The organism is Arthrobacter sp. 2RAF22 (assembly GCF_052115325.1).
Lineage (GTDB): Bacteria > Actinomycetota > Actinomycetes > Actinomycetales > Micrococcaceae > Arthrobacter.
In genome coordinates this window covers 474,726-499,379 of sequence record NZ_JBFRGL010000001.1, presented here as the reverse complement: position 1 = coordinate 499,379, position 24,654 = coordinate 474,726, and the positions used below count along the sequence as shown (strand labels likewise).

The window sequence follows — 24,654 nt, the reverse complement described above, 5'->3', positions numbered from 1 at the left end:
AGCACCAACAACGGCGGGCAAACGAAGCCCGGACAAGACGATTGAGGGGGAGCGATGGCCGAGAAGTCCAGCGCCGGGAAACGGTTCGATGTATGGGCCCCGTTTGCGGAATCTGTCACTCTGCTCGCGAAGGAGCAGCGCCACGATATGCGGTTGCACGACGACGGCGCCGCGGGCTGGTGGACGGCGGACGTACCAAGAGAGCCCGGGACCGACTACGGCTATTTGGTGAACGGCGAGGGTCCCTTTCCCGACCCCAGATCGCAGCGCCAGCCGGACGGGGTGCACGCTCTTTCCCGCACCTTCGACGCCTCGTCGTATGCCTGGAACGATACGGATTGGGCGGGGCGCGGGCTCGGCGGCGCGGTCATCTATGAGCTCCACCTCGGAACCTTCACGCCGGAAGGCACCCTGGACGCGGCCGTGGGAAAGCTGGATTACCTCGTTGAACTTGGAATCGACTTTGTGGAGCTCCTGCCTGTCAATGCGTTCAACGGCGCCCACAACTGGGGCTACGACGGCGTGCTGTGGTTCGCCGTCCACGAGGCTTACGGCGGACCGGAGGCCTATCAGCGATTCGTGGATGCCGCGCATGCTGCCGGACTCGGTGTGATCCAGGATGTGGTCTACAACCATCTGGGACCCAGCGGGAACTACCTGCCGAAGTTCGGCCCCTACCTGAAGTCCGGCGAAGGCAACACATGGGGCGACTCAGTGAATCTGGACGGCCCCGGTTCCGACGAAGTCCGTCAATACATCCTGGACAATGCCGCTATGTGGTTGACGGACTTCCACGTGGACGGGCTACGCCTCGACGCCGTACACGCCCTCCGCGATGAGCGGGCCGTCCATATCCTGGAAGACCTCGCCAGCCTCGCGGACGGGATCGAAGCCGAAACTGGCGTCCCCAAGACCTTGATCGCGGAATCGGACCTGAACAACCCTCGCCTCATCTACCGCCGGGACACCAATGGCTACGGCCTGGAAGGTCAGTGGAGCGACGACTTCCACCACGCCGTGCACGTCAACCTCACAGGCGAGACTGCCGGCTACTACGCGGATTTCGATTCCTTGGGCGCACTGGCAAAGGTGCTTGAACACGGTTTCTTCCACGACGGGAGCTACTCAAGTTTCCGCGGCAGGCACCATGGCCGCCCCATCCGCCCGGGGCTGGTTCATCCTGCCGCGTTGGTGGTCTGCAACCAGAACCACGATCAAATCGGCAACCGCGCCGCCGGTGACCGCCTGAGTTCCAGCCTGTCGTACGGGAGGCTCGCGTTGGCCGCCGTGCTGACCATGACGTCGCCATTCACCCCGATGCTCTTCATGGGCGAAGAATTCGGCGCGACCACGCCCTGGCAGTTTTTCACGTCGCATCCCGAGGAATGGCTCGCAGAGGCCACGGCAAAGGGCCGGCTCAAGGAATTCGAACGGATGGGCTGGGACCCCGCGTTGGTGCCGAACCCCCAAGACCCCGAGACCTTCGAACGCTCCAAGCTCAAGTGGGAGGAAGCGCACGACGGCGATCACGCCCGATTGCTGGAACTCTACCGGGCGCTTGCGAACCTCAGGCGCTCGACGCCGGAGCTTGCGGGCGGTGGATTCACCGACACCCACGTCGACTTCAGCGAAGAGGACAAATGGCTCGTTCTCAGCAGGGGAGCCGTGAGGGTTGCTTGCAACTTCGGGAACCGGACCCTGACGAAGGCGATGGGCGGTGAAGTCTTGCTCGCCACGGACTCCGCGGCCGCCGTCGGGAACGGAGAGCTGACCCTCCCGGGGGAGAGCGCCGCCGTCGTGCGCCTTGAGTGACTGTGCCCTTAAGTGAGCGTGCCCACATGACGGACATCGCGCTTCGAGCCTCGAAGGCGGTGGCAGGATGGTAGGTATGACTTATTCGGCTGCGGAAAACCGCTATGAAACCATGCCCTACCGCCGCGTCGGACGCAGCGGCCTCAAACTTCCCGCGATCTCGCTGGGACTGTGGCACAACTTCGGCGACGACAAGCGTTTCGAAGAGCAGCGCGCCATCCTGCGCCGGGCCTTCGATCTGGGTGTCAACCACTTCGACCTTGCCAACAACTACGGTCCGCCGGACGGATCGGCTGAAACGAACTTCGGCCGCCACCTGAAGGACGACTTCAAGCCGTACCGCGACGAACTCGTCATTTCGACCAAAGCCGGTTACTACATGTGGCCCGGCCCCTACGGAGAATGGGGCTCCCGCAAGTACCTGCTCTCCAGCCTTGACCGGTCGCTGCAGCGCATGGGACTGGACTACGTGGACATCTTCTACAGCCACCGTCCCGATCCGGAAACCCCGCTGGAAGAAACCATGGGCGCCCTGGACCACGCTGTCCGCTCCGGCAAGGCGCTCTATGCCGGAATCTCCTCCTACACCCCGGAGCAGACCCTGGAGGCAGCCCGGATTCTCAAGGAAATGGGCACGCCGCTCCTCATCCACCAGCCCAGCTATTCCATGCTGAACCGCTGGACCGAGAACGGTTCGCCCAACCTTTACGAAACGCTTGACCAGGTTGGCGCGGGATCCATCGCCTTCTCCCCGCTGGCACAGGGGATGCTCACCAACCGGTACCTGAACGGAATCCCCGCGGACTCCCGCGCCGCCAAGGAACGGTTCTTGTCCGAATCGGCGCTGACCGAGGAAAAGCTGAGCCGGGTGCGTGGTTTGAACGCCATCGCGGAAGGACGCGGCCAGACCCTCGCCCAAATGGCGATCGCTTGGATCCTGCGCGATCAGCCGAAGGGTTCGCCGGTGACCTCTGCCCTGGTGGGCGCGTCAAGTGTGGCGCAGCTGGAGGACACCGTGTCTGCGATCAACAACCTCGACTTCACGTCGGAGGAACTGACAGCGATTGACGAGTTCGCCGTCGAGTCCGACATCAATCTGTGGGCGCAGAAGTAGATTCGAAAAACTTAATACACTTGCGGGGCCGGCTGGGAACAAAGCCGGCCCCGTTCAGGTTGGCTACAATGCTAAGAGCGCCGAATGGCGCTGTGCCTTTAAGACGCCGTCGTACATACAGGTACTGACGCGCTAGGCACCTGAGGTTAGTTCTCAAAGGAGTTCCGTGTCTTCACATCCGATTCGTGTCGCCATTGTCGGCGTAGGTAACTGCGCCGCTTCGCTGGTCCAAGGTGTCCACTACTATCGCGATGCCGACCCCCAGGCCACGATTCCGGGTCTGATGCATGTTGAGTTCGGCAAGTACCACGTCAACGACGTCCAGTTCGTCGCTGCCTTCGACGTCGACAGCAAGAAGGTCGGCCTCGACCTCGCGGACGCCATCGGCGCCAGCGAGAACAACACCATCAAGATCGCCGATGTCCCTTCCACTGGCGTGACCGTGCAGCGCGGCCACACCCTGGATGGCCTGGGCAAGTACTACCGCGAGACCATCGTCGAGGCTCCGGAAGAGGCAGTGGACATCGTCGCCGCACTGCGCGAAGCCAAGGCCGACGTCATGGTCTGCTACCTGCCGGTGGGTTCCGAGGATGCTGCGCACTTCTACGCCCAGTGCGCCATCGACGCCGGTGTTGCCTTCGTCAACGCCTTGCCGGTCTTCATCGCGGGCACCAAGGAATGGGCCGACAAGTTCACCGCCGCTGGTGTGCCGATCGTCGGCGATGACATCAAGAGCCAGATCGGTGCCACCATCACGCACCGCGTCATGGCCAAGCTCTTCGAAGACCGCGGCGTCACGCTGGACCGCACGTACCAGCTCAACGTCGGCGGCAACATGGACTTCAAGAACATGCTGGAGCGCGACCGCCTGGAATCCAAGAAGATCTCCAAGACCCAGGCCGTGACTTCCAACGTCGAAGCCGTCCTGCACGCCGACGACGTCCACATCGGTCCGTCCGACTACGTCGCCTGGCTCGATGACCGCAAGTGGGCGTTCGTCCGACTCGAAGGCCGCAACTTCGGCGACGCCCCGGTGTCGCTGGAATACAAGCTCGAGGTCTGGGACTCCCCGAACTCCGCCGGCGTGATCATTGACGCCATCCGCGCCGCCAAGATCGGCCTGGACCGCGGCATCGGCGGCCCGCTGCTCTCCGCTTCCAGCTACTTCATGAAGTCCCCGCCGGAGCAGTTCAACGATGACATCGCCCGCGAAAAGGTCGAGGCCTTCATCCGCGGCGACGTCGAGCGCTAAACGCTCGCTCACCTATATCGGGTTTTGGCGGGACGCTCGCTCACTTATGCCGGGTTTTTGACGGACGCTCGCTCACCTTCGGGTGAGCGAGCGTTCGTCGTTTAACGCCCGTTCGCTACACGGCGCTTGCAAAGCCGGATGCGACGGCGGGATCGACCCACGCTGATCGGAGCGCCTTCTTGATCTTCTTGGTGGCAGACTCGAATCCATCTGCCAAATCGTCCTTGCGGAACACGAGGACGGTCCATCCGGCTGCCTCGAAGGCTTTGTTCCGGCGTCGATCACTGAGGGTCTGGGCCTCCGCGAGGTGATGGCCGCCGTCGTACTGAATGGCGACCCGCCGTCGGCGGAACCCCAAATCCGCCGACGGCGAGAACGGATCGTCACTTCGCAAGCTGAGCTGGAGTTCGGGTTCGGGGATTCCAGCGTCCAGCATGGCCAAACGAAGCAGGGACTCCGGCGCCGAGTCCGCGCCCACGCGCATCAGTTCGAGCGCCTGCCGGGCACGGACGACGCCTTGCAAATTCGGATGGCGCTCCACCAGAACACGCAGTCCTTCAAGGGTCGCGAACGGCGTGTCCCGTCCTTCCAGGGCCTGGCGGGGCACTCGAATCAGCTCGTCGCCCATACAGACGAGGTCGTTCAAAGGCAGCAGCCGGGCCATGTCCAGCCAAGTGCGTGGGCGCGTGCTGATCCGTATTCCATCAACCGATTCGACCTCGTTCTCGGCCGCGATCACCCTGTGCCCGATTACGCCTTTGCGGCGGGTTCCAGGCAACGATCGGGGCTTGCTGAGGTGCAGCTCCGTAGAATCGGCAAGCCACGGCGGAAGGCAGGAAGAGCGAAGGCGCGCTGCCGTCACGTGCGAGATCCAGGCCCCCGGGGTAGCAGCCGACAACGCACGTGCGGCGGACTCAAGTTCGAAGTCCCAGCCGATCGGACGGTAGAGGCTACGGCTGACGCGTTCGACGTCGGCGCGAAGCAGACGGCCGCGCGGGACACCTTGGGCTTGGGCCTGGGTGAGCGTGAACGGTCCTGAAAGCAGTTCGGCGGGAAGGGCGAGCTCGTTTTGCATACCCGCATTGTGCCGTAAAGGGGCGGATGCCCGCAGAAGTTATCCACAGGCCTGGGATTCGGACGACGGTACGGCCGCCTTCCGGCGCCACGGGTGAGCGAGCGTCCCGCGAAAGTGCCCTATAGGTGAGCGAGCGTTTCCCGAAAGGGGGCCATAGCTGAGCGAGGGTCAGAAGAGACCCACCGGATTGCCGTGCTCGTCGACGTCCATTCGCATCGCGGCGGGCTCCTTAGGTAAACCCGGCATCGTCATGACAGCACCCGTCAGCGCGACAATGAAGCCCGCCCCGGTCTTGGGAATCAGCTCGCGGACGTGCACCGTGAAACCCTTGGGGGCGCCCAACTGGGACGCGTCGTCAGTGAATGAATACTGCGTCTTTGCCATGCAAACGGGCATTCCGCTCCAGCCGTTTCTCCGGATGTCCGCGAGGCGCCTGAGCGCAGGGACGGAAAACTCCACACCGTCGGCACCATAGATTTCCTGCACGATCGTGCGGATCTTGTCCTCAACGGACAGGCCAAGGGGGTACAAGTGCCGGAAGCCCGACGGCGTTGCTGCCGCCACCGCCGCGGCGACCTTCGCCGCGAGCTCGTCACCGCCGTCGCCCCCTCCGCCGCGACCCCACACATCCGCCACCGCGGCCTGGACTCCTTCCTGGGCGCACCAAGCCAGCAGCCATTCGAGCTCTTCGCGTGTGTCCGTCGCGAACTTGTTGATTGCAACAACCGGTGTGACGCCAAACTTCTCGACATTGTGCACGTGCCGTTTCAAGTTCTCGACGCCGGCAGCGAGCGCCTCGACGTTGGGCTCCTTGAGCAGCTCCTTCGGGACGCCGCCCTGCATCTTGAGAGCCCTGATAGTCGCGACCACGACGACGGCGGACGGCGCCACGTCCGCGATGCGCGACTTGATGTCCATGTACTTTTCGGCACCGAGGTCGGCGCCGAATCCCGCTTCCGTGACGACAATGTCGGCGAGTTGTTGGGCCGTTCGTGTGGCGATGAGCGAGTTGCAGCCGTGCGCGATGTTGGCGAACGGGCCACCGTGCACCAGGGCCGGCGTTCCCGCAATGGTCTGCACGAGATTCGGTTTGATGGCGTCCTTCAACAGCATGGTCAGGGCACCCTGGACGCCGAGATCGGCCACCGTGACCGGCTGGCGGTCATAGCTGTATCCGAAAGTGATCCGGCCGAGGCGCTGGCGGAGGTCATCCAAGTCCGTCGCGAGGCAGAAGACGGCCATGATTTCGGAGGCGACGGTTATGTCGAATCCGTCTTGTCGCGGCACTCCTTGTGCGGGCCCGCCCAAGCCGATGATGATCTCGCGAAGCGAGCGGTCGTTCATATCGAGAACCCGTTTGAAGGTCATGCGGCGTGGATCAATGTTGAGCTCGTTGCCCTGGAAGATGTGGTTGTCCACGAGGGCCATCAGGGCATTATTTGCCGAGGTGATCGCGTGGAAGTCGCCGGTGAAATGCAGGTTGATCTGGTCCATGGGGAGAACCTGGGAATAGCCGCCCCCGGTCGCGCCTCCCTTCATGCCCAGGATCGGTCCAAGGGACGGTTCGCGTAGCGCGATCATCACGCGATGACCGGCCCGCGCCAAAGAATCGGCGAGGCCTACCGTGGTTGTGGACTTTCCCTCACCCGCCGGCGTCGGGGACATGGCGGAGACGAGGACTACCTTGCCCGCTCGTTTGGCATCCGGGAGACGGAGCTTGGCCGGATCGATTTTCGCCTTGAACCGGCCGTAGAGTTCCAACGCGTCGACGTTGATCCCGGCATGCTCCGCGATCTCCTCGATGGGACGCATCGCCGCATTCTGGGCAATTTCAAGGTCGCTCAAGATCTTGTTTTCAGACATCCTTGTCCTCAAATCCGTGCGGAACACTGTGCGCGACAATCTATCAGTCGTGTCCGCATACGTGAGCGGGCGTCGTCGGGATTGCCTTCATTGGTGAGCGGGCGTCGTCGGGATTGCCTTCATTGGTGAGCGGGCGTCGTCGGGATTGCCTTCATTGGTGAGCGAGCGTCGTCGGGATTGCCTTCATTGGTGAGCGAGGGTCGCCGGGGAGGGGCTTGTTTGTGAGCGGGGGTCTAGCTTGGGCGGACGAGGACAGCGCCGATGGCTGCGTGGTAGCTCTCGAGCGTGATGGCTGCCGTCCGGTGCCAGCCGAAGGCCTCCGCGTGCACGGCTGCGGCACGGCCCATGTCTTCGCGGGTGCGTGGATCGTCGTACAGGGCCTCGATGACGTCGGCCCAGCGAGCGGGATCGTGGCCGTCAACCAAAATACCCGTCCGGCCGTCGGCAACGGCGCGGGTCAGCCCACCCACGTTGGTGGCCACCACCGGAGTGCCGCAGGCCTGTGCTTCAAGGGCTACCAGCCCGAACGACTCGCTGAAGGAGGGCATCAGCACGACGTCGGCAGATCGGAACCAGCCCGCCAGCTTGGGCGCCTTGACCGGCGCGCGGTGCGTGACGACGTCGTCGAGCCCCGAGGCGGTGATGAAGGATTGCAGGTTGAAGTCCTTGGCGCCGCTCAAGGCGCCCAGGATGGTCAGTTCGAGGTCGATGTCCGGCCGCCTCTTGCGGAGGATGCCCGCAGCCTCGACGAATACTTGCGGGCCCTTGAGCCGCTGGATGCGTCCGGCGAAGAGCAGGTGGAAACTGCCGGGTCGCACGCCAAGCTCGGCGCGGGACCGGGCCCGGAACGCGGGAGTGAACACGGTCAGGTCAACACCGGGGGGAGCGATGTCGATGTGGTCGAAATCGGCGCTGTAGTGCGAAACGAGCTCCTGGGCTTCGGCGGGAGTGTTGGCCACGAGGCGCGTGGCTCCATCCACAATCCGCTGTTCGCCGTCTTCACGCAGGCGCGGTTCGGGCCGCTCGCCGGATTCGAGCACCAGGTTCTTGACCTTCGCCATCGTGTGCATCGTGTGGATCAGCGGCACGTTCCACAATGCGGAGAGTTCGAGGCCCGCCACACCGGACACCCAGTAGTGGGAATGGATGGCGTCGTAACGGCCGTGCGGTTGCCGTTGCCGGATCCGCTCGACCTCGGCAACCATGGCGTGGAGGAGTTCGGGAAGTTCCTCCTTGGGCAGTTTCCGTGGCGGGCCCGCCAGGACGTTATGGACGCAGACGCCGGGACCGGGATGTTCGACGGCGGGCTGGCTGGCGGACGTCGAACGGGTGAAGATCTCTACCTCCACACCAAGATCTGCCAACGCCATGGCCAGCGCACGGACGTACACGTTCATGCCGCCGGCGTCGCCCGAACCCGGTTGTTCCATGGGGGACGTGTGGAGTGACAGGAAGGCCACGCGACGGATCAACGACACCGCTACCTCCTGTATCCAATGCAAATTCAACAAGTCCCGCAAAGTGAAAATCTCTGCGTCCCAGCGAAAACACTACTCCTGAGCTCCCTGGCATTGCAGTCGGCCCAACGGGCCGGCACGGTAGCGACGGCTGGTACCGTAACGGACGTGAGCCACTCAAACAGCAAAGCAGGAACGCCGGCGGCCGCCGGCTACGAGATCCGGGCCGCCCGGGCAAGCGACTGGCCCGGGATCTGGGCCGTCCTGGAGCCCGTGATCCGGGCGGGGGAGACCTTCACCTGGGACCGCGACACCACCGAAGAAGCCGCACGGAGCAAGTGGTTCAAGGAAGCGCCCGGGCTGACCTTCGTGGCAGTGCGCGACGGCGACGTGCTGGGTACCGGTGAACTGCACGCCAACCAGGGTGGTGGCGGAAGCCACGTGGCCAACGCCGGCTATATGGTCCATGCCGATCACGGCGGGCAGGGAATCGCCCGGGCGCTCTGTGCCTATTCCTTGGTTGCCGCCCGGGACTCCGGGTTCAAGGCGATGCAGTTCAACGCTGTCGTCGAGAGCAACGTGCGCGCGGTAGGGCTCTGGCAGTCCATGGGCTTCCGTATCCTGGCGACCATCCCCGATGCCTTCCAGCACCCGAACCTCGGCTACGTCGGGCTGCATGTCATGTACCAGGAGCTCTAAGAGCTTTGCACAATCGTGGCCGCGGCGTAGTCTGCCGTGCATGGACGCAACGCCCAGGATTGGATTCGACCCCCTCGCCGCTATCCGGGGGGAAGCGCGTGATGACGCGGCCGATTCAGCCTGCGATCTCCTGCTGACAGGGACTGTGTTCCAGGACATTATCTTTACCGGACTGGACCGCAGCCCTGAACCGGGGACCGAAGTGTGGAGCCAAGGCATGGGGACCTGCCCTGGCGGCGTGGCCAACCAAGCCATCGCGGCCGCCCGGCTTGGGCTGCGGACCAGCCTCGCGGCGGCCTTCGGGGATGACGGATACGGGGACTTCAACTGGCGGATCCTGGAAAGCCAAGAGCATGTGGACCTTTCCCTGTCCAGGCGGTTCGAGGGCTGGCATTCCCCGGTCACGGTCTCCTTGTGCGTGGATCAGGATCGTTCCATGGTCACCCACGGACATCCCCCGCCCATGAGCGCCTCTGAACTGATCGGCGATCCGCCCAAGGCGCTCGCCGCCGTCGCGGATCTGGGCGAGGAGCCGGAGCCATGGATGCTGGCGGCGAGGAAAGCCGGCGTCAAACTCTTCGGCGACGCCGGATGGGATCCGACCGGAGCGTGGTCGTCGAAGCGGCTGGACCAGCTCAGCAATTTCCACGCCTTCATGCCGAACCAACGCGAAGCAATGGCCTTCACCGGCAAGGACAACCCATGGTCTGCGCTCTACACACTTGCCGACCGCGTTCCGGTGGCTGTGGTGACTTTGGGAGCGCAGGGAGCCATGGCCGTGGATTCCGAAACCGGTGAGGAGGAATGGGTGCCGTCCCTTCCCGTGACGGCGTACGACCCCACAGGAGCGGGCGACTGCTTCGGTGCGGCGTTTGTCGTGGGCTGCCTGGCCGGGTGGCCTTTGGGGGACCGGCTCCGTTTTGCCAATCTTTGCGCGTCGCTCGCGGTTCAGGAAGTGGGCGGCTCGCTGGCTGCGCCCGGTTGGGGAGACATCGCCGATTGGTGGCAGCGAGCCAACGCCCGGAGGGAGCGGCAGTCCAGCCAATGGCTCAAACGGTTCGCTTTCCTCGAGGACATTGTGGCGGATGTCCCGCCAGGGGCCCAACGTCGTGCAACGGCCACGATCGCCCACAACTCCGACGCCTGAGCGGGGCCCCACCAAGCCGGACAACCCGCGGGCCATGGCGGCACTAGAATCGTGAGGGTGACTTACGAAGCAGCTGCCAGTTTCGAGCCCTCGACGACATCGGGTTCGGCAACGGTCCTCGAACGATCAGCCGTCATTGACTTGGATGCCATCCGGCACAACGTACGCCAATTCGTGGCTATCGCCTCGCCCGCAAACGTTATGGCCGTGGTCAAGGCCGACGCCTATGGGCACGGCGCGGTGCAGGTGGCGCGGGCGGCCCTGGAAGCCGGCGCCCGATGGCTTGGCGTTGCCCATATTTCGGAGGCTTTGGCGCTTCGCGCTGCTGGAATCGATGCCCCCATGCTGGCCTGGTTGCACACCACCCAAAGCAACTTCCAGGCGGCAGTTGCCGCCGGCGTCGACGTCGGGATTTCGGGCTGGGAGCTGGACGCGGTGGTCGCGGCGGCACGCGAACAGGAACGGCCGGCACGCATCCACCTCAAGGTTGATACCGGCTTGGGCCGCAACGGCTCCACCATCGCCCAATGGGACAAAGTGGTGGGCCAGGCCATGGAGTACCAGGACGAGGGGCTCCTGCGCGTGGTGGGCATCTTCTCGCACTTGGCCGTGGCCGACGAACCCCACCGTCCCGAGACCGATGAGCAGTTGGCAGCATTCCGGGAGGCGATTGCCGTGGCCGAGGACGCCGGAGTGGACACCGAAGTCCGGCACCTGGCCAACACTCCCGCCACGCTTTCACGCCCGGATGCCCACTTCGACCTCGTCCGCGTGGGGCTCGGGCTTTACGGGCTGTCCCCGTTCGAAGGACAAAACTCCGCGGAACTTGGCCTGCGCCCCGCCATGACAGTGCGCACCCTCGTTTCCAACTGCAAGCGCGTGCCCGAAGGCCAAGGGGTGTCCTACGGACTCAACTACCGGACGTCCAGCGAGAGCGCCTTGGGCCTGATCCCGCTCGGATACGCCGACGGCGTGCCGCGCGTCGCCACCGGCGGACCGGTACGGGTCAACGGCGTCAACTACCCGGTGGTGGGCCGGATCGCCATGGACCAGATGGTCATCGACCTTGGGAATGCGGTGACGGACGAAGCCGGCTGGTTGGGTGCCGAAGCCGTCATGTTCGGTGACGGCGCCGACGGCGGCCCGACGGCGGACGACTGGGCCGCCGCCGCCGGAACCAACAACTATGAGATTGTCACCCGTGTCAGCCCACGCGTGCCGCGCATCTATATCAATGAGACCCCGGGGGCGGATGCCCGGTGAGCGGGGCCTCGATTGACAAGACCCCGTTGAGCGAGGCCTTGTGGGAACGCACGGTCAAGGTCGCGACGGCGGAGCAGACACACGCTTTGGGCTCGGCGCTCGCCGGGGTCCTTGAGCCCGGTGACCTGCTGGTCCTGACAGGCGAACTTGGTGCCGGCAAGACTACCTTCACCCAGGGACTCGGCGAAGGACTGGGCGTCCGTGCCGGCGTCATCTCGCCCACGTTTGTCCTGGTACGTATCCACCCGAACTTGCCGGACGGGCCGCGGCCGGGTGGTCCCGATCTGGTCCACGTTGATGCTTACCGGCTTGCCTCCGCCGCGGAAATCGACGACATCGACCTTGAAAACACCATGGACAACTCCGTGACAGTGGTCGAGTGGGGGCGCGAGCGCGTCGAACACCTTTCGGATAGTCGCCTGGACGTCGAGATGCACCGGACGGTGGGCGGCGCGGAAGGGGCTGCAACCCGCCCGGAGGCCGGCCAGGACGTCGTGCTGGACTTCGACCCGGAGGACGACGACGAACCGCGCACCATCGTTTTCCGCGGCTTTGGCCCTCGGTGGAGCACAGTGCCGGAAATACTGGAGGAGAACGCCTGATGCTGATTTTGGCCATTGATACTTCGGCCGTGGCGAGTGCGGCACTCATCTCGGACGATGCCATGGAAGGCGTGGTGGAGTCCTTCGCCACCGAGGACACCCGCAGCCATGCCGAGGTCCTGGCGCCCGGCATTGAGAAACTCCTGGCCGACGCCGGAGTAGGTGGCGCGGACATCGACCTCATCGTCACCGGCGTTGGCCCCGGACCATTCACCGGGCTTCGTTCAGGGATTGCAACCGCCCGCACGTTGGCATTTGCGTGGAACAAGCCGCTATTCGGACTCATGAGCCTGGACGCGATCGCTTTGGAAGTGGCCGAATCAACGGAAGCACAGGCTGAGTTCCTCGTGGCCACGGACGCCCGTCGCAAGGAGGTCTACTGGGCGCGCTACACGCTCAACGATGGCCAGCTCCCGCAACTCGTGGACGGTCCGCACGTCGGTTTCGCCTCGGAGTTGCCCGATCTCCCGGTCTTCGGTGCCGGCGGCGGCATCTACGCGGACGTCGTCAACGCGAACGAGGAATTCAGCGCCACCCAGCCCGACGCCGCGTCGCTTGGCCAGTTCGCCATGGCACTCCTGTTGGCCGGCGCGGAACTGCCCGATTCCACGCCCTTGTATTTGCGGGAATCCGACGCCCAAGTGCCGGGCCCTAGGAAGCGTGCCCTGTGAACCACTCATATCAGTTCAAGCTCGAGGGCGTGACCTTGCGCGACATGACCGCCAACGACGTCACGGCGGTCGAGGTCCTGGAGCGCCGGCTCTTCCCGGTGGACGCGTGGCCGATGCAGATGTTCTTCGACGAACTCGCCCAGATTGATACCCGCCGCTACGTAGTGGCCGAAGCCGGCGGCCAGATTGTGGCCTACGCCGGGCTCATGTGCATTGAGCCGATCGCGGACGTCCAGACGATCGCCGTCGTTCCTGAATTCGAAGGCAGGGGAATCGGCTCGGCCATCCTCACGGAACTGATCGAAGAGGCCCGACGGCGTGGCGCTGTGGAAGTGCTCCTGGAGGTCCGTGCCGACAATCCACGAGCGCAGGCACTGTACGTGCGGTTCGGCTTCGAGCAGATCCACGTCCGACGGCGGTACTACCGCGACGGCACGGACGCCCTCATCATGAGGCTCACACTGACTGAAGGAACACCGGAATGAACCGCTCCCACACTATCCAGCCGCTCGTGCTGGGGATCGAGTCTTCCTGCGACGAAACCGGCGTCGGGATTGTCCGCGGAACCACGCTGCTGACCAACACCGTGTCCTCTTCGATGGATGAGCACGTCCGTTTTGGCGGTGTCATTCCGGAGATCGCTTCCCGTGCCCACCTGGACGCTTTTGTTCCCACGCTGCAGGAAGCTTTGCACGAGGCAGGGGTAGCGCTGGACGATATCGATGCCATCGCCGTAACGTCCGGACCCGGATTGGCCGGCGCGCTCATGGTGGGTGTCTGCGCGGCCAAGGCCCTCTCTGTTGCCACGGGCAAGCCGCTCTACGCGATCAACCACTTGGTGGCGCATGTCGGCGTCGGGCTCCTTGACGGGGCCGCCGGCGGTGGCACCGGGGGACTCTCGGGCGGCCGGCTGCCCGAAAACCTCGGTGCGTTGCTGGTTTCCGGCGGGCACACGGAAATCCTGCGCATCCGCAGCATCACCGACGACGTCGAGATGCTCGGCTCCACCATCGACGACGCCGCAGGCGAGGCCTATGACAAAGTGGCCAGGCTCCTGGGCCTTGGCTACCCAGGCGGACCGGCCATCGACAAACTCGCCAAGCAAGGCAACGCCAAGGCCATCCGCTTCCCGCGCGGCCTGACGCAACCCAAGTACATGGGAACCGCGGAGGAACCTGGACCGCATCGCTACGATTGGTCCTTCAGCGGGCTCAAGACCGCCGTCGCGCGCTGCGTTGAACAATTCGAAGCGCGCGGTGAGGAGGTTCCCACCGCCGACATCGCCGCTGCATTCCAGGAAGCGGTGGTGGACGTCATCACGTCCAAGGCTGTGCTGGCCTGCAAGGAGAACGGCATCACGGATCTCCTGCTCGGCGGCGGCGTCGCCGCCAACTCCCGGCTCCGTGAGCTGACAGGGCAACGCTGCAGCTCCGCCGGGATCACGCTGCATGTGCCGCCGCTGCCACTGTGCACCGACAACGGCGCCATGGTGGCGGCCTTGGGCTCGCAGCTCATCATGGCGGGAATCGCTCCCAGCGGCGTCGCATTCGCTCCGGATTCCTCCCTGCCGGTGACTACCGTTTCGGTGTAGGCGCGGGAATCCGTCTCGAGGTTAGCCGGCAACGCTAGGAGGTCGGAACGGACCGCATTTGCTCTACGAGATCCTGGACAACCGCGTGAAGATCGCCGTCGTGCTGGGCCGCGACGCGGCGCTGGCGCTGGTAGCCGGCTCCGCGGGCGATGATCTTTTCGACGTCGGCCAGTTCCGCCGAGCAACCCAGCTTTTCCGCGACAGGCGCCAGGCGCAGCAGCGTTTCCTTGAGGTGCTCGGTGACGAGCTGCTCGTTGCCTTCGGCGTCGAGGATGATGATCGCTTCCATGCCGTAGCGGGCGGCGCGCCACTTGTTTTCCTGGATATGCCATGGCGGCATGGTGGGAATGCTGCCGCCGTTGTCCAGGATCGTGGAGAACTCGTCCACCAGGCATTGGGTCAGGGCTGCAACGGCGCCGACCTCCTCGAGGGTTGCCAGGCCGTCGCAAATGCGCATCTCGATGGTGCCCAAGTTCGGCACGGGCCGGATGTCCCAGCGGATTTCAGACAGGGTGTCGATCACTCCAGTGGTGAACATGTCCTGGACGTAGGACTCGTATTCGGCCCAGCTGGGGAACTGGAAAGGCAATCCGGCCGTGGGAAGCTGCTGGAACATGAGGGCGCGCTGTGACGCATAGCCCGTGTCTTCGCCGCCCCAGAACGGGCTCGAAGCAGACAATGCCTGGAAATGGGGGAAGTAGTTGACTAAGCCATCCAGGATGGGGAGCGCCTTGTCCCTCCGGTCCAGGCCGACGTGGACGTGGACTCCATAAATGACCATTTGCCGTCCCCACCATTGGGTCCGGTCGATCAGTTTGGCATAGCGTTCTTTGTCCGAGACCGGCTGGAGTTGCGGCGGGCTGAATGGATGGCTTCCGGCGCAGAAGAGCTCCACGCCCATGGGGTCGGTGACTTCCCTGACGGCCCGCAGCGAGCGGGCCAGGTCTTCCTTGGCTTCCTTGACGGTGTTGCACACGCCGGTGACGAGTTCCACGGTATTCAGGAGCAGTTCCCGCTTGATGTGCGGGTGCTCGTCGTCTTCGTTCAAATCCGGATGCCGCGAAGCCACGCCCCGCAGGACCTCATTCGCCACCGAGACCAATTCGCCGGTGCGTGCGTTGACGAGCGCTAGCTCCCATTCCACCCCCAGGGTCGACTGCCTGGATGAAGCGAAATCAATCTGCACGTGGGTCCCCTCGGTATTTGCCAAAAACGCCCTGAGCAATGCCCGCCGTGGGGCCGTCAGCGGTTGGCTCAAGTCTAATGCAGGGGCGGTACGGTACCGCATGATGGGAACCGCGAGGTAAAACAGGAAATCGAAGCCGTTTGCTAATGAGAATGATTTGCATCTAAGATTATTGGCATGCATCTTTCTGTTGTCAGCTCACTGGACAGCCAATGCCGCGAAGCAGCCGCCGCCAGGCTTGGGCGGACCCATCGAGATTCGGTGGTTGTCCTGCACGACCTCCTGGACGGGTCCATTGTCTTGCGAAGGATCTTCCGCAACGGCCAACTGGTGGAGCAGGCTCAAACCGCATTGGAACACGGCTGCCTTAGCTGCACGGTCCGTCTCGATGTTGTCCCGACGGCGGAACGCCTCGCCGCGTCGGGACACGACCATATCGTCCTGGGCCTGCCACCGGGTGTCTCCGTGGAGATGGCGGTAGCCGAACTCAAGCGCGGCCTGGAGCGGCCCGCCGTCATCGACAACGCGGTGTTGGCGATTGACCCCTCCGGGCTGGAAGACCATATCTGGGACAAACACACGCTGTATGAATCCGGGTTTACGGCCATGCCCGAGGATGAGCGCACCAGCGGAGAATTCCTCATCGGGGAATTGAGCCACGCGGATACTGTCATGGTGCACGCCGGTCTTGGGGCAGAGCTCACCGGATTGCGCCCGGATTCAAGCGAGGCGTGGACCCTCGGCGTGGAACTTCTTGGGCAGCTCGCGCCGCACGCAGCCATTTCCGCGGGCGGCGACGACTTCCGGCCCGGCTGCTACGACGGCGCCGAGGCTCTCGCGAGGGTCCGTCGTGGTTCCGTGAGGGTACCGCTCAAGGAGGAGTCGGGGAATTTCCGGACCGTGCTCCACAAAGTGGAGCGACCCCTTCATCCGAGGCGCTTCCAGGAGGCGCTGCCCAATTTGGCCGGGGGATGCCACTGGATGCGGGGCCGCTTGTGGATTGCCTCGGCCGCCAAAGTCCGGATCGCGGTGCAGGGAATCGGGCCGCGCGTCTGGCTCGAGAGTACGGGCGAGTGGCTGGCGGACGCCGGCATCGGCCGCGTCCCCAGCGGCAAAGACCTGAAGCACGGAAACGGACTCCACGACGTCGACGCCGCCCTCGACTGGCATCCGCGCTTCGGCGACCGGGGGACGGTGCTTGCCGTGACCGGAAGGGGAGACGACGTTGACGCAGCAGAAATCCGGTCCCTGCTGGATGCATGCGCGCTGAGCGAAGCCGAGATGAGGCTCGGCTTCGCCGGGCTCGAGGACCCTTTTGAACTCGAATCCACCCTGTAGCCGAGCTCCAGCCCAGGCGGAACAAAGCCCCCATCAACCAAGCGAAAACACGAGAAGGAGAACCCCATGAAAGTCAGGAATTCGTTGCGTGCCCTCAAGAAGGTCCCCGGGGCGCAAGTGGTCCGCCGGCGCGGCCGCACCTTTGTCATCAACAAGCTGAATCCGCGCTTCAAGGCGCGCCAAGGCTAGCTCCCCGTCTAGGCTGGGCAGAGAACCCGCTACGCGAAGGAAGCCCCGTTATGCCGATCCTCAATAAAGACATGACGCTCTGTATTTCTCTCTCTGCCCGGCCCAGCAACAACGGAACGCGTTTCCATAACTTCCTTTACCAGGAGCTTGGCCTGAACTGGATCTACAAGGCCTTCGCTCCCACCGACCTCCCGAACGCGATCGCGGGCGTGCGCGGCCTGGGCATCCGCGGCTGTGCCGTCTCGATGCCGTACAAGGAAGACGTCATCGCCCTCGTCGACCGGATGGACGCTTCGGCGGCCGCAATCGATTCGGTCAACACGATCGTGAACGACGCCGGCGTACTGACGGCCTACAACACGGACTACACCGCGATCGCGCAGCTGATCGAGCGCAACGCGATCGACCCGGCGTCGTCCGTGCTGCTCCGCGGTTCCGGCGGCATGGCAAAGGCCACCGCCGCTGCCTTCCGGGACGCGGGGTTCTCCCGCGTTACCGTGGTTGCCCGGAATGAAAAACCCGGGCAAGCCCTCGCGGGGCTCTATGGCTTCGGCTGGCAAGCCGAAGTAGGGGAGTCCACGGCGGACGTCCTCGTGAACGTGACACCGATCGGCATGGCCGGCGGACCCGAGTCCAGCTCCCTGTCCTTCCCCGAAGCGGCGGTGGCGGCCGCGAAGGTAGTGTTCGACGTCGTCGCCCTCCCCGCAGAGACGCCGCTCATCAAAGCCGGCCGCGCGGCAGGAAAGATCGTGATCACCGGCGCCGAGGTGGCCACCATCCAAGCGCTTGAACAGTTCGTGCTCTACACCGGCGTCACACCCACACCGGAGCAAGTCGCTGCGGCCGAGGAGTTCACGCGCGCCCAATAGGGCGCCACAGCTCAGAGACCAGCTCAGGCAGCCGCGACGGGCTCCACGACAACAGCCACCTTTTCCTCGCCGATCCTGGTGAGGACCAAGGTGGCTGTTTTGTTGCCGCGGCCTTTTGCCGAGCCTTTTCCTGCCGGGAGCAGCTGCTTCCGCAGCTCCTCCGGGGTGACGGAGGTGCCGCGTTTCTTGATGTCGAGGACGCCGACGCCGTTCGCCTTCACCCAGGCTTTGAGGGCCTTGACGTTCAACGGCATGACTTCCAGGACTTTGTAGGCGCGGGCGAACGGGGTCTCCACAAGTTCCGGAGCGCAAATATAGGCGATGTGCTGGTCCACCAGGTGGCCGCCCAATCGGAGTGCGACGTCGGCCACCAGGCCCGCACGGATCACCGCCCCGTCCGGTTCGTACAGGTATCCCTCCACGGGCCCGACGTCGGGCACCGGACCGCCGTCGAAATCTTCGGCGCTGGTGATCTCGGCTGCGCCTTGCGGCCCGAGCACCAGGGCAGCGCGGCGGATGCCGGGACGGGCGACGTCGTTGAACCACAGCGTCACTTCCGTGACGTCCCCGCCCACCGAAACCCACTGTGCCTCGCAGCCGGCCGGTACCGATTCGTGCGGCATGCCCGGGCCCATCTTGACCCCGACGGACTTGCCGGTCGCCGCCAATGATTCAACGAAGGACAACGGCGGCGAGAACGCCTCCGGATCCCAGATCCGTTTGGTTCCCGACGACGACGTCGTGCGTCGCGCCGGATCGAGCCACACGCCGTCGACCCCGTCGAGGGGCACCGAGGTTGCGTCGGAGTGCACTACCGTCGCGTGCGGGAACGGAATGAGGTTGATGGTGGCGCAGGCAGCGGTGGTCTCGTCGAGCTCCACGGCGGTGACCTCGATGTCCATGGAGGCCATGGCCATGGAGTCCGCTCCGAGCCCGCAGCCCAGGTCCGCCACGTGCCGCGTGCCTGCCTTGGCGAATCGCTCGGCGTGCCTGGCTGCAACATTGAGGCGGGTGGCCTGTTCCAGGCCGGCCTGGGTGAAGAGCATCTGCCGGGCGAATTCTCCGAACTTGGCCTCGGCCCGGGTGCGGAGCCTGGATTGGGTGAGGACGGCGGCCACGAGCGCGGGGGAGTGGCCGTCTTTGCGCAGGCGCGCGTTGAGGGCGAAGGCTTCGCCGTCGCGGTATGGTCCCAAGGATGCCAGGAGTTCCCAACCTTCCGTTGTCAGCAAGGGGGCAATCTGGTCCTGGGGTGTGTCAGCCATGGGAACCAGCCTAATGCTCGCCCGTCATAGAGTGCCGAGGGGGAACCGCGACCACCCGGGCGGATAGGGTTGATGCCATGGAAGACAACCCAGTACGCCAGCCTGACGACGCCAATGGTTCTCCCTTTGCCCCCGATAAACGTCCCTTCGCCGGAAATCTCTCCAAGTACGCCCGCCCCGCACTCATCGTCGGTGTTTTGATTGCCGTTGTCTGCATTGCGCTCTTGATCATTATTTTCTTCCTCGACTCCTTCAACGCGGCCACCTACTCCATGACCGGAAAGAGCGTCCAGGACGCCACCGACGAGGCCCGGGACATCCGTGACACCTACACCGGTGCCCGCATCGCAGCGATCGTCGGGCTGGTGGTGTTCGGCGTCGTCGCGCTCGCCAGCGGCGTAGTGCTCTACCTGAACCGCGGAAACGCGCCGAAGGAAGACTATGACGACGGCGAGGACGTCGACTTCGACGACCTCGCCGGTCAATGAGCTACTCGAGCCGCAAGTGGCGCTTCGGGCGTTCACCCATGACGGAATTCTGGCACTCGCCTTGACCGAGTGCTAATGCTTACATAGAGTCTTGATTAGCACTCTCCCTAGGCGGGTGCTAATCATGCCGCCAGGCACTTACCGGCACCGCGACGACGGTAAGCCCGCCACGGCACCCCTGGTTTGATAGTCCATGTACTACCTCACGTAAAGGAGAGATCCGAGTGTCGGTCTCCATTAAGCCTCTCGAGGATCGCATTGTTGTCCGCCCGCTCGAAGCAGAGCAGACCACGGCTTCCGGCCTGGTCATCCCGGACACTGCACAGGAAAAGCCGCAGGAAGGCGAAGTTGTCGCAGTTGGCCCCGGCCGCTTCGACGACAACGGCAACCGCGTCCCCGTCGACGTAACCGTCGGCGACGTCGTCATCTACTCCAAGTACGGCGGAACTGAAGTCAAGACCGGCGGCAACGAATACCTCGTTCTGTCCGCCCGCGACGTTCTGGCGATCGTCGTTAAGTAATTCCCTGGATCCCGCATCGCAGATCGAGTCGGACTTCTTCCGGTCGAATCAGCGGTGCGGGTTTTCCGTCTTGAAAGGACACAACCATGGCAAAGCAGCTTGCGTTTAACGACGCTGCCCGTCGCTCGCTCGAAGCAGGCATTGACAAGCTCGCCAATACGGTCAAGGTCACCCTTGGCCCGCGTGGCCGCAACGTCGTTCTGGACAAGAAGTGGGGAGCTCCCACCATCACCAACGACGGCGTGACGATCGCCCGCGAAGTCGAACTCGACGACCCGTATGAGAACCTTGGTGCGCAACTGGCCAAGGAAGTCGCCACCAAGACCAACGACGTCGCAGGTGACGGCACCACCACCGCCACCGTGCTGGCACAGGCACTCGTCAAGGAAGGCCTGCGCAACGTTGCCGCCGGAGCCGCACCTGGCGAAATCAAGCGCGGCATCGAGGTTTCCGTCCAGGCCGTGGCTGCCCGCCTCCTGGAGAACGCCCGCGAAGTTGAAGGCACCCAGGTTGCCAGCGTTGCCGCGATCTCTGCCCAGAGCGATGAGGTCGGCGAGCTCCTCGCCGAGGCTTTCGGCAAGGTCGGCAAGGATGGCGTCATCACCATCGAAGAGTCCTCCACCACGCAGACCGAACTGGTCCTGACCGAGGGCATGCAGTTCGACAAGGGCTACCTGTCCCCGTACTTCGTCACTGACGCGGAACGCCAGGAAGCTGTTCTGGAAGACGCGCTCATCCTCATCAACCAGGGCAAGATCTCCTCGCTGCAGGAATTCCTGCCGCTCCTCGAGAAGGCCCTGCAGGCTGCCAAGCCCCTCTTTATCATTGCTGAGGACATCGACGGCGAGGCACTGTCCACGCTGATCGTGAACCGTATCCGTGGCACCCTGAACGTCGTTGCCGTCAAGGCTCCGGGCTTCGGCGACCGCCGCAAGGCCATGCTGCAGGACATTGCCACCCTGACCGGCGCCCAGGTTGTTTCCCCGGAGCTCGGCCTGTCCCTGGACCAGGTTGGCCTCGAGGTCCTCGGCAGCGCCCGCCGGATCACCGTCACCAAGGACAACACCACCATTGTTGACGGCGCCGGTACGCCTGAGGACGTCGCAGCGCGCGTCGCCCAGATCCGTGCAGAGCTGACCCGCACCGACTCCGATTGGGACCGCGAAAAGCTGCAGGAAAGGCTTGCGAAGCTGGCAGGAGGCATCGGCGTCATCAAGGTCGGCGCAGCCACCGAGGTCGAGCTCAAGGAAAAGAAGCACCGCATCGAGGACGCAGTGTCCTCCACGCGTGCTGCCCTTGAAGAAGGCATCGTCTCCGGCGGTGGATCCGCCCTCATCCACGCCCTCAAGGCACTGGACGAGGACTCTGCCGTCAAGGCACTGGAAGGCGACGCGGCTGCCGCCGTGGGCATCGTTCGCCGTGCCCTGACCCAGCCCCTTCGCTGGATCGCCCAGAACGCCGGCTTCGACGGTTACGTCGTCGTGGCCAAGGTTGCCGAGCTGGAAGCCAACCACGGCTTCAACGCGAAGTCCGGCGTGTACGAGGACCTGATCGCCGCCGGCGTGATCGACCCCGTCAAGGTCACCCGCTCCGCACTCCAGAATGCTGCGTCCATCGCAGCCCTGGTTCTCACCACCGAGACCCTGGTTGTCGAGAAGCCGGCCGAGGAAGACGAGCACGCAGGCCACCGCCACTAGTCCCCACCGCCTCCCTAGCCTCGCTTCGCTTCGGCCAGGGAGCCCGGGCGGTGTGGGCCCATCTGTGTGAAAGAAGGCCCGGTCCCCTTGAGGGGGCCGGGCCTTTTCTTTTTAAAGCAACGCGGGGTCACTTACGGCCCATTGGGTGCTGCCGGATGGGCCGTAAGTGACCCCGCGTTGCCCGGAAAACGGCATGGAGGATTGACCCAGACAACGCTCCGGAAGCTCCCAGCCCCTTGTGTCCTAATGGATCATAGGAAGTTGGTTGAACGCGGTCTCAATTGACGACGAACATTTCGAATCAGTAGGGTAGACGGTTTGAGTAGCACCCTGGAGGCAAGACTTTGACAACCACGCGCCCGATTGCGCTACGGCGAACTAGCGGCGAGACGCAGAAATCGGCCCCCAAGTCAACGTTCCGTCCTGAGATCCAAGGGCTTCGATCTGTTGCCGTCCTCATGGTTGTCACGTACCACATCTGGTTCGGCCGGGTCTCCGGCGGTGTGGATATTTTCCTCCTGGTCTCTGCATTCCTCATGACGGCGCAGTTCACACGGCGGTATGCCGGCGGGCGGCAGACGGAACTGATCAAGCACTACCTTCATCACTTCCGGAGGCTCTTGCCGGCAGCCGTGACGGTGATCGTTGGAACGCTGGCCGCCACTTTTCTCTTCATGCCGGCCACCCGCTGGGTCGATACCATCAAGCAGGGCTGGGCTTCACTCTTCTACGTTGAGAACTTCCTGCTGCAGTCGCAGGCAGTCAACTACTACGCCGCGGACCACAGCCTGGCCAGCCCGCTACAGCATTTCTGGTCGCTGTCCATCCAAGGACAGGTCTTCATTGTCTGGCCGATCATCTTCGTGGGCGCTGGCTGGGTGGCGAGGAGGTTCAGGCTCGCGTACGTTCCCCTTCTGCGTTACATCTTTGGATTAGTCTTCCTGGTTTCCCTGGTGTATTCGGTCCTCTACACCGCTTCGGACCAATCGGCGGCGTACTTCTCGACGGCGGCCAGGCTGTGGGAGTTTGCCCTGGGGACTCTTCTGGCACTTTTCCTGCCTTCGGTCAAAATACCCAGGTCGGCCAGGATCGTCCTAGGCTGGCTCGGTATCCTGGCGATGCTCAGCTGCGGGCTCATCCTCGACGTCGAGGGGGTCTTCCCCGGGTGGTTGGCCTTGTGGCCAACGCTGGCCGCAGCCTGTATCCTCGCGGCAGGCCAGACCCAGAGCCGGTTCGGAATCGACCGGATCCTCAGTTCCAAGCCGCTCGTGCGGATGGGAAACAATTCGTACGCCCTCTACCTCTGGCACTGGCCCATGTTGGTCATCTATCTGGCTTGGTCCGGCAAGACCCACGCCGGCTGGTTGTCCGGCACAGTGATCATTGTTGGTGCCTTCGTCCTGGCTGTTCTGACCACCAGGTTCATCGAGAAGCCGTTGCGGGGTTGGAAGTGGCCCGAGGCCAACCGGCGCAGAAGCGCGATTTCGCTGGTTGCGGTAGGGGCCGTGGCTATTTTGCCCTTGGCGGGTTGGCCCCTGCAGATCGAGCAGACAAACCGTGCCTTGGTTGCAAACATGGATGCCCGCAACCCCGGAGCGGCGGCCGTGGGCGGGGACTTCGTGTACACCCCCGATCCAGGGGTGCCCTTGGTTCCAAGCATGACTGCCGTTGATGGGGACTGGCCGGTTTTCCCGACCGCCTGCACAGGGACCGCCGACCCGCAGGAGTTCGTCAACCGATGCACCAACGGGATCAAGAACGGGACGAAGTCCGTGGTGGTCATAGGCAGTTCGCACGCCCACGTGCTGAACACGCCGCTGCTTACGATGGCCGCAAAGAACAATTGGAGCCTGACGTCCATCACGAAGGGATATTGCCCGCTTGGCGAGGACACCGCGGCAGACATTACGCAGGCATGCGTTGACTTCAACAAGGCCACGCTCGCAGAGGTCCTGAAGATGAAGCCGGATGTTGTGGTGACGACCAGTACGCGCACCAATGCTCAGAGCAACGTCCCGGAGCGGCTCGATCCTTCCTGGGTCACGGAAGTAAAGACCCTCAACGACGCCGGAATCCAAGTGGTCGCCTTCCGAGACACACCACGGGCAGCGCAGCCAGTTCCCGCTTGCCTTGAGAAGAACCCCGGCGCGTATGTTGCCTGTGGTTCCCAACGCGCCGAAATCTATTCGGAAGACTCCCCGACGGGGGCCGTCGCCGCGGCAATGCCCGACACGAAATTCCTGGACCTCTCGAAGTACTTCTGCCCTGATGCGAATTGTCCTGCAGTGATCGGCAACGTGATTGTCTACAAGGACGACAACCACGTGACCGCCACCTACATGAAGACCCTGACCCCATACTTCGAGAAGGCGTTCATGGCCGCGACCGGGTGGAGCTAGGCGGCCAGAGTTGGGTTGTCCAGCGGCTCGGCGGCGGATGCCGGGTGCTGTTGCTCACATTGCCCTCGCGGAATATGGGGATCGGCGGCGAGGTTCTACTATTTATTCAGAACCTTTCTGCACAGGCCAGTCCCGTAATGACGGGCTGGTCATCAGCTG

The 24,654-nt window shown here is 64.0% G+C and carries 22 protein-coding genes; 17 read left to right on the top strand and 5 right to left on the bottom strand.

Annotated features, from left to right (window positions below):
- Nucleotides 1–54 precede the first annotated feature (54 nt).
- The 3 genes from treZ (at nt 55) to AB4068_RS02225 (ending at nt 4,178) form a co-directional block, all read left to right on the top strand.
- Complete coding sequence (treZ, locus tag AB4068_RS02235) at nt 55–1,812, top strand: malto-oligosyltrehalose trehalohydrolase (RefSeq protein ID WP_441432554.1); 1,758 nt, start codon at nt 55–57, stop codon at nt 1,810–1,812.
- A gap of 76 nt (nt 1,813–1,888) precedes the next feature.
- Nucleotides 1,889–2,926, top strand: coding sequence for an L-glyceraldehyde 3-phosphate reductase (gene mgrA, locus AB4068_RS02230; RefSeq protein WP_059387407.1), 1,038 nt, complete (start codon nt 1,889–1,891; stop codon nt 2,924–2,926).
- Nucleotides 2,927–3,092: 166 nt separating this feature from the next.
- A complete protein-coding gene (locus tag AB4068_RS02225) occupies nt 3,093–4,178 on the top strand; it encodes an inositol-3-phosphate synthase (protein WP_059387408.1) in 1,086 nt (361 codons plus the stop codon).
- A 115-nt stretch (nt 4,179–4,293) separates the two neighbouring features.
- Here AB4068_RS02225 and AB4068_RS02220 read toward each other — a convergent pair whose 3' ends face one another.
- The 3 genes from AB4068_RS02220 to mshA form a co-directional block, all read right to left on the bottom strand.
- Nucleotides 4,294–5,253 carry a DUF559 domain-containing protein gene (locus AB4068_RS02220; RefSeq protein ID WP_332602021.1) on the bottom strand — a complete coding sequence of 320 codons (960 nt, stop codon included), beginning with the start codon at nt 5,251–5,253 and terminating at the stop codon, nt 4,294–4,296.
- A 168-nt stretch (nt 5,254–5,421) separates the two neighbouring features.
- Complete coding sequence (locus tag AB4068_RS02215) at nt 5,422–7,116, bottom strand: formate--tetrahydrofolate ligase (RefSeq protein ID WP_307052520.1); 1,695 nt, start codon at nt 7,114–7,116, stop codon at nt 5,422–5,424.
- A gap of 233 nt (nt 7,117–7,349) precedes the next feature.
- Nucleotides 7,350–8,594: a D-inositol-3-phosphate glycosyltransferase gene (gene mshA / locus AB4068_RS02210; RefSeq protein ID WP_284991313.1), complete on the bottom strand. Its 1,245-nt coding sequence runs from the start codon at nt 8,592–8,594 to the stop codon at nt 7,350–7,352.
- A 147-nt stretch (nt 8,595–8,741) separates the two neighbouring features.
- On the opposite strand from mshA, the gene AB4068_RS02205 reads away from it, so the two are divergent.
- The 7 genes from AB4068_RS02205 to tsaD are packed head-to-tail and all read left to right on the top strand — an operon-like array spanning nt 8,742 to nt 14,546.
- On the top strand, nt 8,742–9,272 hold the full coding sequence (locus AB4068_RS02205) for a GNAT family N-acetyltransferase (protein ID WP_284991314.1): 531 nt from the start codon (nt 8,742–8,744) through the stop codon (nt 9,270–9,272).
- 40 nt (nt 9,273–9,312) lie between these two features.
- On the top strand, nt 9,313–10,419 hold the full coding sequence (locus tag AB4068_RS02200) for a carbohydrate kinase family protein (RefSeq protein ID WP_284991317.1): 1,107 nt from the start codon (nt 9,313–9,315) through the stop codon (nt 10,417–10,419).
- Nucleotides 10,420–10,476: 57 nt separating this feature from the next.
- The gene (alr, locus tag AB4068_RS02195; RefSeq protein WP_284991319.1) at nt 10,477–11,682 is read left to right on the top strand and encodes an alanine racemase; all 1,206 of its coding nucleotides are present in this window, start codon (nt 10,477–10,479) and stop codon (nt 11,680–11,682) included.
- A 26-nt stretch (nt 11,683–11,708) separates the two neighbouring features.
- Nucleotides 11,709–12,284 carry a tRNA (adenosine(37)-N6)-threonylcarbamoyltransferase complex ATPase subunit type 1 TsaE gene (gene tsaE / locus AB4068_RS02190; RefSeq protein ID WP_306959319.1) on the top strand — a complete coding sequence of 192 codons (576 nt, stop codon included), beginning with the start codon at nt 11,709–11,711 and terminating at the stop codon, nt 12,282–12,284.
- On the top strand, nt 12,284–12,955 hold the full coding sequence (gene tsaB / locus AB4068_RS02185) for a tRNA (adenosine(37)-N6)-threonylcarbamoyltransferase complex dimerization subunit type 1 TsaB (RefSeq protein ID WP_059387412.1): 672 nt from the start codon (nt 12,284–12,286) through the stop codon (nt 12,953–12,955). The genes tsaE and tsaB overlap by 1 nt, the downstream gene beginning before the upstream one ends.
- 44 nt (nt 12,956–12,999) lie before the next feature.
- A complete protein-coding gene (gene rimI / locus AB4068_RS02180; protein WP_059387414.1) occupies nt 13,000–13,440 on the top strand; it encodes a ribosomal protein S18-alanine N-acetyltransferase in 441 nt (146 codons plus the stop codon).
- A complete protein-coding gene (gene tsaD, locus AB4068_RS02175) occupies nt 13,437–14,546 on the top strand; it encodes a tRNA (adenosine(37)-N6)-threonylcarbamoyltransferase complex transferase subunit TsaD (protein ID WP_284991322.1) in 1,110 nt (369 codons plus the stop codon). Before rimI ends, tsaD begins: the two co-directional genes overlap by 4 nt.
- A gap of 34 nt (nt 14,547–14,580) precedes the next feature.
- On the opposite strand, the gene AB4068_RS02170 is transcribed toward tsaD, so the two are convergent.
- Complete coding sequence (locus AB4068_RS02170) at nt 14,581–15,732, bottom strand: glutamate--cysteine ligase (protein WP_284991323.1); 1,152 nt, start codon at nt 15,730–15,732, stop codon at nt 14,581–14,583.
- Between the two features lie 177 nt (nt 15,733–15,909).
- Here AB4068_RS02170 and AB4068_RS02165 point away from each other — a divergent pair, with 177 nt between their 5' ends.
- The 3 genes from AB4068_RS02165 (at nt 15,910) to AB4068_RS02155 (ending at nt 18,128) form a co-directional block, all read left to right on the top strand.
- Entirely contained in the window at nt 15,910–17,070 is a 1,161-nt protein-coding gene (locus tag AB4068_RS02165) for a GTP-binding protein (protein ID WP_441432553.1), read from the top strand.
- Between the two features lie 66 nt (nt 17,071–17,136).
- Entirely contained in the window at nt 17,137–17,259 is a 123-nt protein-coding gene (gene ykgO / locus AB4068_RS02160) for a type B 50S ribosomal protein L36 (protein ID WP_059387417.1), read from the top strand.
- Between the two features lie 50 nt (nt 17,260–17,309).
- Complete coding sequence (locus AB4068_RS02155; RefSeq protein ID WP_441432552.1) at nt 17,310–18,128, top strand: shikimate 5-dehydrogenase; 819 nt, start codon at nt 17,310–17,312, stop codon at nt 18,126–18,128.
- A 23-nt stretch (nt 18,129–18,151) separates the two neighbouring features.
- On the opposite strand, the gene AB4068_RS02150 is transcribed toward AB4068_RS02155, so the two are convergent.
- The gene (locus AB4068_RS02150; RefSeq protein ID WP_284991328.1) at nt 18,152–19,390 is read right to left on the bottom strand and encodes a class I SAM-dependent methyltransferase; all 1,239 of its coding nucleotides are present in this window, start codon (nt 19,388–19,390) and stop codon (nt 18,152–18,154) included.
- Nucleotides 19,391–19,467: 77 nt separating this feature from the next.
- Between AB4068_RS02150 and AB4068_RS02145 the strand changes: the two genes are divergently transcribed.
- The 4 genes from AB4068_RS02145 (at nt 19,468) to AB4068_RS02130 (ending at nt 24,495) form a co-directional block, all read left to right on the top strand.
- Nucleotides 19,468–19,878 carry a hypothetical protein gene (locus AB4068_RS02145; RefSeq protein WP_284991330.1) on the top strand — a complete coding sequence of 137 codons (411 nt, stop codon included), beginning with the start codon at nt 19,468–19,470 and terminating at the stop codon, nt 19,876–19,878.
- A gap of 224 nt (nt 19,879–20,102) precedes the next feature.
- Entirely contained in the window at nt 20,103–20,399 is a 297-nt protein-coding gene (gene groES, locus AB4068_RS02140; protein WP_028265041.1) for a co-chaperone GroES, read from the top strand.
- An 86-nt stretch (nt 20,400–20,485) separates the two neighbouring features.
- The gene (gene groL / locus AB4068_RS02135; RefSeq protein WP_441432551.1) at nt 20,486–22,096 is read left to right on the top strand and encodes a chaperonin GroEL; all 1,611 of its coding nucleotides are present in this window, start codon (nt 20,486–20,488) and stop codon (nt 22,094–22,096) included.
- Between the two features lie 344 nt (nt 22,097–22,440).
- Nucleotides 22,441–24,495, top strand: coding sequence for an acyltransferase family protein (locus tag AB4068_RS02130; RefSeq protein ID WP_059387420.1), 2,055 nt, complete (start codon nt 22,441–22,443; stop codon nt 24,493–24,495).
- The last annotated feature ends 159 nt before the right edge of the window (nt 24,496–24,654 follow it).

What these genes read in the sequence shown, in the direction of transcription:
- treZ (WP_441432554.1), top strand. Translation starts at nt 55, where the DNA reads ATGGCCGAGAAGTCCAGCGCCGGGAAACGGTTCGATGTATGGGCCCCG.
- mgrA (WP_059387407.1), top strand. Translation starts at nt 1,889, where the DNA reads ATGACTTATTCGGCTGCGGAAAACCGCTATGAAACCATGCCCTACCGC.
- AB4068_RS02220 (WP_332602021.1), bottom strand. Translation starts at nt 5,253, where the DNA reads ATGCAAAACGAGCTCGCCCTTCCCGCCGAACTGCTTTCAGGACCGTTC.
- AB4068_RS02215 (WP_307052520.1), bottom strand. Translation starts at nt 7,116, where the DNA reads ATGTCTGAAAACAAGATCTTGAGCGACCTTGAAATTGCCCAGAATGCG.
- AB4068_RS02200 (WP_284991317.1), top strand. Translation starts at nt 9,313, where the DNA reads ATGGACGCAACGCCCAGGATTGGATTCGACCCCCTCGCCGCTATCCGG.
- tsaB (WP_059387412.1), top strand. Translation starts at nt 12,284, where the DNA reads ATGCTGATTTTGGCCATTGATACTTCGGCCGTGGCGAGTGCGGCACTC.
- rimI (WP_059387414.1), top strand. Translation starts at nt 13,000, where the DNA reads ATGACCGCCAACGACGTCACGGCGGTCGAGGTCCTGGAGCGCCGGCTC.
- tsaD (WP_284991322.1), top strand. Translation starts at nt 13,437, where the DNA reads ATGAACCGCTCCCACACTATCCAGCCGCTCGTGCTGGGGATCGAGTCT.
- AB4068_RS02165 (WP_441432553.1), top strand. Translation starts at nt 15,910, where the DNA reads ATGCATCTTTCTGTTGTCAGCTCACTGGACAGCCAATGCCGCGAAGCA.
- ykgO (WP_059387417.1), top strand. Translation starts at nt 17,137, where the DNA reads ATGAAAGTCAGGAATTCGTTGCGTGCCCTCAAGAAGGTCCCCGGGGCG.
- AB4068_RS02155 (WP_441432552.1), top strand. Translation starts at nt 17,310, where the DNA reads ATGCCGATCCTCAATAAAGACATGACGCTCTGTATTTCTCTCTCTGCC.
- AB4068_RS02150 (WP_284991328.1), bottom strand. Translation starts at nt 19,390, where the DNA reads ATGGCTGACACACCCCAGGACCAGATTGCCCCCTTGCTGACAACGGAA.
- AB4068_RS02145 (WP_284991330.1), top strand. Translation starts at nt 19,468, where the DNA reads ATGGAAGACAACCCAGTACGCCAGCCTGACGACGCCAATGGTTCTCCC.
- groL (WP_441432551.1), top strand. Translation starts at nt 20,486, where the DNA reads ATGGCAAAGCAGCTTGCGTTTAACGACGCTGCCCGTCGCTCGCTCGAA.